This is a genomic window from Bacillus sp. 03113 (genome assembly GCF_006546985.1).
GTDB lineage: Bacteria > Bacillota > Bacilli > Bacillales > Cytobacillaceae > VATK01.
In genome coordinates this window covers 13,758-27,090 of the sequence record NZ_VATK01000011.1, presented here as the reverse complement: position 1 = coordinate 27,090, position 13,333 = coordinate 13,758, and the positions used below count along the sequence as shown (strand labels likewise).

General features: G+C 35.7%; 10 protein-coding genes and 1 pseudogene. 4 read left to right on the top strand and 7 right to left on the bottom strand.

Annotation, left to right across the window (positions count from 1 at the left end):
• Window positions 1–443: 443 nt before the first annotated feature.
• Together FDO66_RS11850 and FDO66_RS11845 are read left to right on the top strand one after the other, a co-directional pair.
• Window positions 444–1,457 (top strand): 2-oxoacid:acceptor oxidoreductase family protein, encoded by a 1,014-nt coding sequence (locus tag FDO66_RS11850; RefSeq protein WP_141432865.1) that lies wholly within the window; start codon window positions 444–446, stop codon window positions 1,455–1,457.
• The gene (locus FDO66_RS11845; protein WP_141432864.1) at window positions 1,457–3,751 is read left to right on the top strand and encodes a thiamine pyrophosphate-dependent enzyme; all 2,295 of its coding nucleotides are present in this window, start codon (window positions 1,457–1,459) and stop codon (window positions 3,749–3,751) included. The genes FDO66_RS11850 and FDO66_RS11845 overlap by 1 nt, the downstream gene beginning before the upstream one ends.
• A gap of 333 nt (window positions 3,752–4,084) precedes the next feature.
• Here FDO66_RS11845 and FDO66_RS11840 read toward each other — a convergent pair whose 3' ends face one another.
• From FDO66_RS11840 to FDO66_RS11815, 6 genes are all read right to left on the bottom strand, one after another.
• Window positions 4,085–5,101, bottom strand: coding sequence for a MupG family TIM beta-alpha barrel fold protein (locus FDO66_RS11840; protein WP_141432863.1), 1,017 nt, complete (start codon window positions 5,099–5,101; stop codon window positions 4,085–4,087).
• On the bottom strand, window positions 5,098–6,459 hold the full coding sequence (locus FDO66_RS11835; RefSeq protein ID WP_141432862.1) for a PTS transporter subunit EIIC: 1,362 nt from the start codon (window positions 6,457–6,459) through the stop codon (window positions 5,098–5,100). The genes FDO66_RS11840 and FDO66_RS11835 overlap by 4 nt, the downstream gene beginning before the upstream one ends.
• 208 nt (window positions 6,460–6,667) lie before the next feature.
• Complete coding sequence (locus tag FDO66_RS11830; protein ID WP_141432861.1) at window positions 6,668–7,519, bottom strand: MurR/RpiR family transcriptional regulator; 852 nt, start codon at window positions 7,517–7,519, stop codon at window positions 6,668–6,670.
• Between the two features lie 129 nt (window positions 7,520–7,648).
• Complete coding sequence (gene murQ, locus FDO66_RS11825) at window positions 7,649–8,557, bottom strand: N-acetylmuramic acid 6-phosphate etherase (RefSeq protein ID WP_141432860.1); 909 nt, start codon at window positions 8,555–8,557, stop codon at window positions 7,649–7,651.
• Between the two features lie 159 nt (window positions 8,558–8,716).
• Window positions 8,717–9,574 (bottom strand): Cof-type HAD-IIB family hydrolase, encoded by an 858-nt coding sequence (locus FDO66_RS11820; RefSeq protein WP_181444549.1) that lies wholly within the window; start codon window positions 9,572–9,574, stop codon window positions 8,717–8,719.
• Between the two features lie 126 nt (window positions 9,575–9,700).
• A complete protein-coding gene (locus FDO66_RS11815; RefSeq protein ID WP_258535711.1) occupies window positions 9,701–10,516 on the bottom strand; it encodes an SDR family NAD(P)-dependent oxidoreductase in 816 nt (271 codons plus the stop codon).
• Window positions 10,517–10,904: 388 nt separating this feature from the next.
• Here FDO66_RS11815 and FDO66_RS21495 point away from each other — a divergent pair.
• Window positions 10,905–11,438: pseudogene (locus FDO66_RS21495) on the top strand (protoglobin domain-containing protein); the annotation flags it as partial.
• A gap of 132 nt (window positions 11,439–11,570) precedes the next feature.
• The gene (locus FDO66_RS21490) at window positions 11,571–12,203 is read left to right on the top strand and encodes a methyl-accepting chemotaxis protein (protein ID WP_395939783.1); all 633 of its coding nucleotides are present in this window, start codon (window positions 11,571–11,573) and stop codon (window positions 12,201–12,203) included.
• Window positions 12,204–12,331: 128 nt separating this feature from the next.
• Here the strand turns inward: FDO66_RS21490 and FDO66_RS11805 are convergent, their stop codons facing one another.
• Window positions 12,332–13,327, bottom strand: a complete 996-nt coding sequence (locus FDO66_RS11805; protein WP_141432856.1) for a histidinol phosphate phosphatase domain-containing protein — start codon at window positions 13,325–13,327, stop codon at window positions 12,332–12,334.
• Window positions 13,328–13,333 lie beyond the last annotated feature (6 nt).

The following is a 13,333-nucleotide window of genomic DNA, read 5'->3' as shown; positions in this document are numbered from 1 at the left end:
ACATCCTGTGGCTACATCGGCACTAGTACGTCCTGTACGTCGCAAGCGACTTGATCCATCTATATAAAGTGGTGGACTAACTTAATTCGATAAGGGAACGAGGTTGATAATCAACCTCGTTCCTTTTTCAATATGGTCATTATACAAATAATTTATGGTAAGTAACGTTTAAAAATAGTCAAAAATGTTAAACTATCCTTTTTCTTCACTTTTGTTCAAAAAATAGACAAATTTTAAGCGCTATCATTAATATTGTGTAAAAATCAGCTGAAAATTACGATGTTTGTCACAGCTATGTGAATATTTATCAATTAAAATAAGTTTTATGATCGGTTTTTTAAAGTTTCTAAATTTTCTCATAAATCAATACAATATCATGAGAAATCTAGTGTGTATCAAATTTGTAAAATCAGTATCTAAAATCACTCTAATAGGAGGTACAAATGTCTATACTACCGAACAAAAATGAACTCGGCTTTTTTGAAATTCGATTAGAATCGATTGGTGGATTAGGTGCGAATCTTGCAGGGAAAATGCTTGCTGAAGCAGGAGTATTTGGTCTCGGATTGAACGGTTCAAACTTTTCGTCATATGGATCCGAAAAAAAAGGATCTCCAGTGAAAAGTTTCGTTCGTTTCTGTGACCCAGAAATCGAAATTAGAGCACATAGTCCGATCGAAGAACCTCACGTTGTAGGAGTTTTCCATGAAGCTCTATATAAAACAGTGGATGTTACAAGTGGTTTAAACCCTAACGGCATCATATTAGTCAACTCCGCAAGAGACTTCGATGAAGTAAAAGAAGATTTAAAACTAGAATATGGAACATTAGCTATTGTTGATGCACTAAAAATTGCCGTTAAAGAAAAGACAAGAGTAAACACAGCCATGCTTGGTGCTCTATTTCGCATTTGCGATTTCCTAGATCCGGAATCAATGCGCCAAGTCATAAGAAAAACATTTGAAAAAAAATATCCTCATTTAGTTGAATCAAATATTCGAACCTTTGATAGAGGATATAACGAAGTAACATTCAAAACCTATGAAGTGCCTCAAGATGCTCATACAAAACCATTCTCACGCCCTCGTTCTTCTCTTGGATTTAATACACAAAAAATAGGCGGTGTATTAACTGCTCAAGGAAACAGCCTAGTGAAAGATTTAGGCGGATCACGTCAAGGATTTATACCACAATTTGATAAAGAAAGCTGTATCAATTGCGCCTCCTGTGATACGGTTTGTCCTGATTTTTGTTTTGTTTGGGAAGCAAATGTAAATAAACGCGGGAAAAAAATAATGTCTCTTAAAGGAATTGACTATCAGTATTGCAAGGGTTGTTTAAAGTGTGTTGAAGCCTGTCCTACTAGTGCACTTAGTTCTATGCGAGAAACAAATGGGTATATCGAAGCTAATCAGGTGAAACAAGAGTTTCCGTATATCACAGGAGGGATTTCATAATGTCAGTTTTAGAAAATGATTTATTAGTAAAGAATGCTCCGGTACAATTAACTACATTCGAATCTGGCAATGAAATGGCTGCAATGGCTGCGGCACAAATCAATTATCATATTATGGGTTATTTTCCAATTACTCCATCAACGGAAGTAGCTCAATACTTAGATCAAATGAAGACTCGTGGAGAACATGATATCAAATTAATACCAGCAGATGGCGAGCATGGCTCTGCGGGAATTTGCTACGGTGCTGCCGCAACTGGTGCTCGTGTTTTTAATGCGACAAGCGCAAATGGTTTTATGTATATGCTCGAACAACTACCTGTTCAGTCAGGGACACGTTTTCCAATGGTAATGAATCTTGTTACTCGTGCTATTAGCGGTCCACTTGACATTCGAGGTGATCATTCAGATTTATATTTTGCGTTGAATACTGGATGGGTGATTTTAACAGCAAGAACACCGCAAGCTGTATATGATATGAATATTATGGCGTTAAAAATTGCCGAGCATTCAAAAGTTCGCTTACCTGTTATTGTGGCTTACGACGGATTCTTTACCTCTCATCAAAAAAGAAAGGTAAATTATTTCAAAGATCGTAAAATTGTTCAAGATTTTGTAGGACCATGTCCGACTGACTATCCATTTATTCGCGATCCAAAGAAACCTGTTACAATTGGAGCTCATATGAATGGTGATGATTTAGTCAATAACCATTATCAGCAATCAGAAGCCATTTACCAAGCAAAAGAGGTTTTTGAGGAAATTACAAAACAATATACCGAATTATCCGGACGTTCTTATTCTGTTCTGGATCTATATAAAATGGAAGATGCAGAAGTTGCTTTATTCCTTCTAAATTCAGCAGCTGAAACATCTAAAGATGTTGTCGATCGTTTACGCAAAAAAGGAATTAAAGCTGGTGTTATTAGTCCGAATATTATTCGACCATTTCCTGCTGAAGAAATAAGACAAGCTTTAAAAAACGTAAAAGCTCTTTTAGTTGGGGAACGAGCAGATTCATACGGTGGACACGGTCCAAACTTAACACATGAAGTGAAGTCAGCCATTCAAGAAGACAAGGATAACCAAACTATCGTCCTTAGCAGAGTTTTTGGTCTCGGCGGAAAAGACTTTTATGCCGATGATGCAGAAACCTTCTTCCAATTAGCAATAGATGCGATGGAGAAGAATTATGCTGAGAAACCATTTGACTACTACGGTCATTATCCGGGAGAGCCAGAAAACGAGATTAAACCTATTATTGAACCTCAATATGGGGATGCTTACAATACTGGCTTAATAGAAGTAACAAAAAATGAAGAAACGAATAGTTTAAATGTGAAAATTCCTCCTTTACGTTCACTTACTGCAAAACCTAAACGGCTTGCACCAGGTCATGGAGCATGTCCAGGTTGTGGAATTTTATCTGGATTAGAGCTGTTTTTTAAAGGAATTGAAGGCGATGTGATCGTGTTATTTCATACTGGTTGTGCATATGTTGTCACAACAGCATATCCGTATACTTCCCATAAACAAACTATGATCCACAATCTCTTCCAAAACGGGCCGGCTACATTATCTGGAACGTTAGAAGCATTTTTGGAGCTGCAAAGACGGGGAGAAGTAGACGTTGCAGATAACGCTACTTTCGTGATGGTTACGGGTGATGGAGGAATGGACATAGGAATGGGTTCTGCTATTGGAACAGCATTAAGAAACCATAACTTAATTATGCTAGAATACGATAATGAAGGTTATATGAATACAGGATCACAAATGTCTTATTCAACACCAATCGGCCATATGACTAGTACTAGTGGTGTTGGACGTGCTCAAAAAGGAAAATCCTTCCACCATAAGGATACAGCTCAAATTATGGCTGCGACGAATATCCCTTATGTATTTACAGGCTCAGAAGCTTTTCCACAGGACTTGATTAAAAAAGCAGCAAAAGCACAATGGTACGCGCAAAACGTGGGGACCGTTTATGGAAAAATACTGATGACTTGTCCTCTAAACTGGAAATCTGATGATCGTTTTGGATCAAAAATAATGGAAGCAGCCGTTAATTCATGTTTCTTCCCTCTCTATGAAGTAGAAAATGGAGTTACAGCCATTACTTATAATCCTGAAGAAAAAAATAAGAAAATTCCTCTTTCTGAATGGCTGCAATCTATGGGCAAAACTAAGCATCTTTTAAAAGAAGAAAATCAAGAAATGCTATCTGACTTTAACGACGAGGTAGAAAGAAGATGGCAGAAGCTTAAAGTAAAAAGTGAAAGTCCATATCTATAATCAATTTTTCAGGCGAAGTCTTTTCGAGACTTCGTCCTTTTTATTCAATAAGATTCAAATCTATTTGATTTAAGAGTGGATTTAATAACAGGTATATATAATAGAAGAAACTCACATTTAAATAATAATTTTTCACACAAAACATAATTTTAAAATATGATTTAGAGAGTCATGAAGGGTTGTAAAATTCATGATTAAGTAGCTTATGAATAATCTAAAAAAGGAGAATGTAAATGGTTATCGTTGACATTGATTTTCGATTCCGTTTTTTCCTTATTATTTTTAACCACAAAAAAGGATTGATACCATTGAAAAAGTATCAATCACGCTCCATTAATTATATAATTTCATATACACTCTATCCCCTGGTTTTACCAAAGATAGTAAAGGTAGATCTTGCTCCACTACATGGCCTAACACATTCACTCGTTCATCTGCTGGTAAGTTCCGTAGGGTAATTTGAATTTCTCCTTTGTAGCGACCGTAAAGATCATTGTCCATTGTGATGGTTCCTCTTGGACGTTCAATAGTATTTGATGGTGGTATACTGCTTGTGCTTCTTGTATTCATAAATCTTAGCACATCTCGTGAAAAGTCAGGTCGAAGCTGATATATCTCTGAATTCAAAAACGAACTTTCTATTCGAAGCGAGACGGCATGATTCTTATCGTATTGAATTAGCTCTTCTATTAATCCTTCACCAGGATCAGGATCCCCAATATAGACATCATGAATTCCATAATCATAAAGCTCAAGTGCTCCTTGAAATGGATCAACCTCTCGATGTTTTTCTAGTGTAGGTAGACCCGCAAAAAGCGGTCCTCTTTTTTCCCCTCTACCTGGTACATAGGCACTTATTGGAATATTGTACTTATTATAAAGTTGATTCTGCTGATAGAAAAATGATTCTTCCAAACCCGTTTCTGGTCGAGGATAGAAATTATGCCAAGCAATCAATCGCTCCTTATCCAATCCAGCATTAAGTAATTGCTGTAAATCTTTTTCAAACAAAATACTAGCGTTTAAAGCAATTTTGAATGATTTAGATAAAGTGATAATCTCTTCATAATCAAAAAAATCATCTAGTCGTAATCCTGAAACTCCAAATTCCAGTAAATCTTCAAATCCAGCAATACCAAGATGATGAGGGGTTTTATAGGACACATCCGCATACACCTCTATCCCTACATTCTTAGCCACTTGTAAAAGCTTTTTTGCTCGAGCCGCCAAATTTCCCGATTCTTCAGGTATATGTAAGGAAGTGAACGCTTTATCTACTCCTTTTTTTCCCGCATCCTCTATTCGTTCTTCAGCCAGAGGATCATTTAAGTAGAATGAGATTCCAATCAATCATATTCACCAGCCATTTCATCCTTAAAGCCAAATAAGTAGGTAAAAATAAATCCTGCTATATATGAAATCAATAGTCCAACTAGATAAAGAAGGACTTCACCCGTATTAACCAAGAAAGTGAGCGGTAACCCTGAAACTCCAACTGCAATCGTTGCAACATTAAAATAGGCTTGAAATGCACCACCAATTCCTGCACCTAAACAAGCGGTAATAAATGGACGGCCAAGTGGCAAGGTTACTCCAAAAATGAGCGGCTCACCGATTCCAAGCATTCCAGATGGTAGTGCACCACCAATGGCTCTTTTTAGACGTTTTTTCTTTGTTTTAACATAGATGGCAAATGCAGCACCAACCTGTCCAGCGCCACCCATTGCTAATATTGGGAGAAGCGGGTCATCACCAATCGAATTAATTAATTCAAGATGAACAGGTGTTAATCCTTGATGCAGTCCTGTTACAACTAATGGAAGGAAAGTTGCACCAAGTACAAATCCTGCAACAACTCCACCAACATCTAAGATAGAAAGCAATCCTTTTGTTATTCCTTCAGAAATCAAACCACCAAGTGGCATAAACACAATATACGTAACGATTCCAGTTAACAGTAATGCAATAGTAGGAGTAATGATAATATCAAGAGACTGTGGAACAAAGCGACGAACCTTTTTCTCTACAAATGCAATAAATATTCCAGCCAACAGTACCCCAATTAATCCACCACGACCTGGAACTAGGGCTTCTCCAAAAAGTGTGATTCCTGCTACTGCTGGATTAATGATAAGGATACCAGCTAATGCTCCAAGTGCGGGAGATCCCCCAAACTCTTTGGATGCGTTCATCCCTACAAGAATACCAAGATATGCGAATAATCCTCCTCCAATAACCGTTAAAATGACTGCTAATTGAGAATCTGGCGCAACCCAGCCTGCTTGTATGACTGCCTTTGAAATCCCTGTTATGAGCCCTGAAGCAACAAGCGCAGGAATAAGTGGAATGAAAATACTAGAAATTTTTCTTAATAATAGTTTAAAAGGTGTTGCATTCTTTTTGTTAATTTCTGCTTTTTTACTTGCTGCCTTTTCTTTCAAATCTACTTTTTCAATAGTATTTACTAGATTTCCAAATTCTTCAGATACTTGGTTTACCTTTCCTGGACCTAAGATAATTTGCAAGGTTTCTTCTACGACAACACCTATTACACCTTCTGTTTTTTTCAATTCATCCTCATTTACAAGCTCTTCGTCAATTGGTGTGATACGCAATCTTGTCATACAATGCGTAAATGATTCAACATTTGATGCTCCCCCAACAAGGTCCAATATTTTTTTGGCTAAGATGTGATTTTCGCCCGCCATGCTTTATCCCTCCATTTTTTAATAACTTATTTTTGCGAAAAAACTTTTTATAGATTAACTCTTTAAAAAAGAAAATCTCTTCATCAATAATTCATTTATTCCAATCGTTATTCTTTCGGAATGTTTCGACTTTTCAAACTAAAAATAAGAACATTGATTCCATTTCTGAATGAATCAAAATCTTATTTTTTCTGTAAAAAAAGAGCTGCTATTTCTTTTTTAAAAATTCAATTGCTTCTCTCGTTTTATCTATATAATTTACTGTTTCCTCATATTTCCTTGTGGCAAGAGTCAAGAAAATGATATCTATTAAGTAAAGCTGTGCTAGCCTTGAGGATGTTGCACCACTCCGAAAGGGCGCTTCCTTTGATAAAGAAGTAAAAAGTCTGATATCGCCAAGGGAAGCGATCGTTGACTGCCCGTACTTTGTAAAACTTATGGTTTTTACACCCTTCTCTTTAGCTAATGACATCATTTTTATAACCTCTGGAGTTTCCCCTGAATAAGATACTCCAAATACAAGATCATCCTTATCTGCATTTGCAATAAGAGTTGCGACAAGATGAACATCTGTAAAGGCTGTTGCCTGTTTATTAATACGAAGCAATTTTTGCTGTAAATCGCTAGCAATAATTTGTGAAGCCCCAATTCCAAAGAAATGAATATTCTTTGCTAGTATTAATGCATTTACTGCCTTTTCTAATTCCTCATAATTAATAATTTCCTCAGTATCTCGTATGCTTTGAATGCTGTTACTTGTTGTTTTTTTTACAATCGAATAGATCGATTCTCCACGCTCTATGTCTCGATAGCCTTGATCCGTTGAATTAGCCAAATCACCAGCTATTCTTACTTTTAAATCCTGAAATCCATTTAATCCTAAAGATTTACAAAGCCTGACAACAGCCGCACCACTCGCATTAGCAAGCTCACTTAATTCACTCACTGTACTATTCAATACAGCATGAGGATGGTCAAGAATATAAGCTGCTATTTTTCGCTCAGATGCAGGAAGCTGTTCAAGTAAGTTTTGAAGCATTTTTATTCCACCTTTAGCCACAACCAAACCTCCCTATCAATTCTAATTTTTTATGTTCAACCACATCCAAATTCCCATGGATTATGAAATTTATTCAGAGCATAGTTAACAACGTGATTCTTTTTACATTAAGTCTAAGAATCAACGCTCCTACTTTTTAGTTAACTCGATTGCTTTACTGGCATATCCATCTGCTTTTTCTAATAAATGAATGGCCTCTTTCTTTGTTACCTTCGCTTTAATCATAATAATTGCTGTTTTCACTTGATTATCCGCTTGTTCCAGTTTGTCCTTTGCTTCTTCATAAGAGACACCTGTAACAGTTGAAATGATCTGAATGGCCCGTTCCTTTAATTTATAATTGCTAACATGCACATCGACCATTAAGTTTGTATATGCTTTTCCTAACAAAATCATAGAGGTTGTAGTCATCATATTTAATATCATTTTTTGAGCTGTTGCCGCTTTTAATCTAGTTGATCCAGTTAGTACTTCTGGTCCTACAATCACTTCGATACTTCGCTCAGCCTCTTGACTGATTAACGCATTTTTATTACAAGACAATGCGATTGTTTTTGCCCCTATGCTTCGTGCATATTTAAGAGCTCCTATAACATAGGGTGTTCTTCCACTCGCCGCAATCCCAACGACCGTATCTAAAGATGATACTTCAATTTCTTTTAAATCATTTTCTCCAAGCTCTGGACGATCTTCAGCTCCCTCAACAGCTTTTATAAATGCACTGCTCCCACCCGCTATAAGACCTTGAACCATTTGCGGATCCGTACTATAAGTCGGCGGACATTCTACAGCATCTAATACACCAAGACGACCACTCGTTCCAGCTCCGACATAAATCAAACGGCCACCATTTTTAAATGAATCCACGATTTTAACTACTGCACTTTCAATATCAGGGAGAACCTTTTGAACAGCGAGTGCAACCTTTTGATCCTCTTCATTCATAATAGATAAAATCTCCAACGGTGATGCTATATCAATTTGCATAGTCTTTTCATTTTGGGTTTCTGTTGTTAATTTTTTTAAGTTGCTTTCCATCTACTCACATCTCCTTTGTTGTTTTATTCTAAGTTGTCGCAATCTTCTGTAGCTTTATTATATAAATATTAAAATAAAAATACAATATTTTTTTGTTATTTTTAAAATTTTATTTCAAACAAATCAAAAAAAGCCTTTTATGAGCACTACTAACATAAATTAAGAAAGTAAGTACTTTTGAATCGCTTTGGCAACACCCGATTCTTCATTTGTACTCGTTATTGCATCTGCTTTATTTTTCACTTCTTCTGGAGCATTCCCCATTGCAATTCCGAGCCCAGCAGTCTTTAACATTTGAATATCGTTAAAGTTATCTCCTATTGCAGCTACTTGTGAAATTGGGATCTGTAGCTGCTCAGAAAGCTTTAATAATGCTGCCGCTTTTGTTACCCCTCCTGGAGAAATCTCTAAATTTTCAAAATTAAAACTGCTGCTAATTTCAAAATCACCAGCTAGCTGAGTCATTTTTGTTAACAAATTAGTAGTCTTTTTTTTATTAAATACTGCTATTTTCATAATAGAAGGATTAGACTCCTTAAAATAATCCAACCAATTTCCAACATGCATTACATCACATTTACGTCGATAATTTTCACATTGAGTAGCCGACTCACTTGAAGAATCAAGCAATGGAATATTATTTTGAATCCACTGAAGATTTATTTCATTTTCCTCTGAAATCAACAGGCGATCTCCCTCATACATTTGAATGTACATTCCTTCTGAATGAGCAAAATCTAAAAGAGTAAAGATAGCAGTTTCCTGAAAGATTGACTGCTCAATAATTTCTCCATTTGCTGTTTGAATGATGGCTCCATTATAAGCAATGATCGGCTCATTTAAACCGATATATTCAGATATCCATTTCGTCGATAAAGGAGTTCGACCGCTGCAAATAACAACCCTCCCACCTATATTTCGATAAGATTGAATGGCATTGATCGTTTCAATACTAATTTCCTTCTTTCTATTAAGCAACGTCCCATCTAAATCAACTGCTAGCATTTTAAATTTCATATTTTTACCTCCATGCCTTGTAAATACTTTTTGCATTTATAAAAACAGACTCTTTATCTATAGATTACTATATTATTTCCCAATAGAAAAAAGACTGAATTAACTCCAGTCCTTCTTTTTCTCCTATTAGCGCATAACCGCTCCACCCGAAATCTTCACGGATTCACCAACAATATTATTCGCCGCATCTGTTAATAAGAAAGCGATTGTATTTGCTACTTCAATTGGAGCTGTAAATCGGCCTGATGGAATGCTTTTCTCGCTTTTCGATTTTTGTTCCTCGAATGATACATTATTAGCCTTTGCATTTATTTCTATATATTCATTCGCCATTTTAGTATCAACAAATCCTGGACATACAGCGTTAACACGAATATTTTCTTGAATAGCTTCAAGCGCTAATGATTGGGTAAATCCAATTAGAGCAAACTTGCTGGCTGAATAAGCAGCATTAGCATAAGTTCCTCTTAATCCTGAAAGTGAGGAAACATTAACAATTGCACCAGCTTTTTTCTCACGCATTTTTTGATACACAAGCTTTGTAAGGCTGAAGGTTGAAATATAATTGACATCGATCATGCTGCGAACATCTTCTTCCTCAAGCTGATCGACAACAGTCCCGCCCATGATGGCTGCTGTATTGACAAGACCATAAATAAAGCCAAGGTGATCCTCACAACTTTTTATTAGCTCAATCCTGTCTGATTCATTACTTAAATCAGCCACCTTTGTGAAAATTTTCTCTTCATCAGTTATACTCAATAGTTCTTGCTTCAGATTTTCTAAAGTATCCACCTTTCGACCCGTAACGGTAACAGAAGCTCCCATTGATGCAATGACCTTAGCTGTTTCAAATCCAATTCCACCTGTAGCTCCTGTTATTAATATATGTTTCCCTTCTAAAGCATCTTTTGAAAAAATCGCCAATTTTATCAACTCCATTCGAATGTATATAAAAATCCAATCTTTAAAAACAACTAATCCTCGATCCTATGTACAGAATATTCTTCCATTATATGCAATCCTTCGCATCTCATACAAGAGAAATGAACAGTATGAAACGAAGTCAATTGAAAAAATCTTTCTGAAAATAAGGAGCAAACCAAAGCTCCTATTTTGATTATGAATCTAAGCCCATAAATAAAATTAAGTTTCAAGTGAAATAGAACATACTATATTTGCATAATATTACCACATGTAAACAATTCTAATAATCTATAAAAATATATATTTCAAACAGGACTTAACTACTATATGATAAGAACTATAGTGGTTTTTAATCCATTTAACAATAAATTCACAAATATTAGTATTAAAAAGGAGATGAGCCATGGTAATATTTTCTCGAAATAAATCTCATATAAAAAAATGGTTATCTAACAGTATAGAACATTCCGCGACTATTGAAGTTTCTGATATTACTATATTAGAAAAGTTAAAAATGATCAATCTTACCGTAGAGGATTTACAAATTGTAAAATGTATTCAACCTCTAATTGAAAAAAATATCAATGTAATCGTGGACAGCTTTTACGATACGATTTTAAGAATAAAAGAATTAAAAGAACTAATTGAAAAACACAGTCAGGTGAATCGACTGCGTAATACACTTTTCACACATATCAATGATTTATTTAATGGATCTATCAATGAGGAGTTTGTGGAAAAAAGATTGAGAGTTGCCAAGGTTCATTTTCATATTGGATTAAAGCCTGCTTGGTATATGGGTGCATTTCAAAATCTACAAGATACTTTGTTAAAAATTATTTTTACAGAAGTTCAAGACCGAGAAGAAATAAAGCAAATGACTTTAGTCATTATGAAAATATTAAGCTTTGAACAGCAAATTGTTTTAGAAGCATATGAAAAAGAACATAATACACAAAAAGAAGCGGAATACCTGAAGGTGAAAAAGGACATAAAAAGAGAGGTTCTTGAAACAAGCTCGGATCTTGCCTCACTTGCAGTAGAAACGAATCATGCTGTTGAAGCATTGATGTTAAACAGCGAAGAAGTAAATAAGCTAATCTCACATACAAATGATCAATCAAGACTCGCTCATCAATTTTCCTCAAAAGGGCAGCTCTTAATTGATGAACTCACCGCAAATATTCAATTAATAATAGACAATACGAAAAATGTTAATCAAATGGTACAGCACTTAATCGAATCATCCAATCAAATTACGAACGTCGTAAAGCTTGTCCAAGAGATTGCTAACCAGACAAATTTATTATCATTAAATTCAGCAATTGAGGCAGCACGTGCAGGGGAACATGGGAAAGGCTTTGCAGTCGTTGCAGGTGAAGTGAAAAGACTGGCGGAACAAACGAAGAATTCGATTGCTCAAATACAGTCACATATAGAAACATCAAATGAATATGCGCGAATTGTGAATGAAGCCTTACATAATGTAAATGAAGCAGTTTTTGAAGGGAAAGAAAAATCAGAACAAACGAATGAAGCCTTTTGTCAAATTGCTTCTACTATGGAAACAAATGCAACGAACGTTTCAGAGGTGCAAGCACAAATGAGTCTGTTAGTAGAAACCATTCGAGACATTCGTGAAGCCATGTCCGGAGTAACCACGTCTGCTGAAAACTTAAACGAAACAGCTAATATGGTTTAAATTAGGCTTTGTTAAAGAATACAGTTGATTAAAGCAATTTTTGAATCATTCATGTGAAAAGTTGTTTCACACGAATGATTCAAAAATCAGCGGAAGTATTTTAACGTAGCCTCATCATTAATTACACCTTAAATCGAAATCATTACTCGTTTGCCATTATGAAATGAAGCAATGCTTGTGAATCCATGTTGTTTAAGAGTTTGTGAGTTTTGCTCAATGTAATTCCCTAGATCGTCTGGGAAATGAGAATCAGATGATAATGTGATCGGGATCTCATATTGAGCTAAAATTTGCAGAAACAAAGGGCTTGGGCACATTTCTTCAACGGGATATCGATAATATAATCCCGCATTTATTTCGGTTGCTGTATTGGTCTCTTTTAATGCTTTGGCAATTCGGTGATAGTAAGGGATTAAATCATTTTCATCAGGTCGATAGTTAAATACTTTAAGATTATCAAGATGTGCAGATATATGAAAAAGATTTGAACGAATTCCTTTCTCAACTGTTTTGAAAAAACGCTCATACAAATCTTCTAGATTTCGTTCTTCATATAACGATTTGGTTTCTGGATTATCAAATCCCCAACCATCAAGAAAATGAACAGATCCAATGATATAGTCCCATTCTCCAAGGGCTAACAATTTTTCAAGCTCCTTTTCTCCACCTTCAAAATAATCAGCTTCAATTCCGAGCCGCAATGTCACTCCATGTTTTGCCCATCGCTCTTTCGCTTGTAGTATTGAATGAGTAAAAGCCGATAAGGACTGATTCATCACTTGATTTAACCATGTTTTTTGTATGGTACCAAGTTTATCATTCCCAAGATGAATATAGGTTTCATAATATTTTCTCGTTTCTGTAAAGCGATACAAATGATCTACGATCCCAACTTCTTTGATCCCTTTTCGTAAAGCTTCAAGTAAATATAAATCAAGCCAGTAGGTTGAATAGGCCCCCTCCTCTAACCTTTTTTGAAGACGCTGCCTGCTAAAAGTAAGCCAATCTACTGTATGTTTTGAAAATGGAGACGGCTCAAAATGCTCTATAGCCTCATTTGTCCGATCAAGCCAGCGCATTGAGTAAGGACCTTCTTCAAGATGCACATGATAGTCTACCTTCATGTTTAT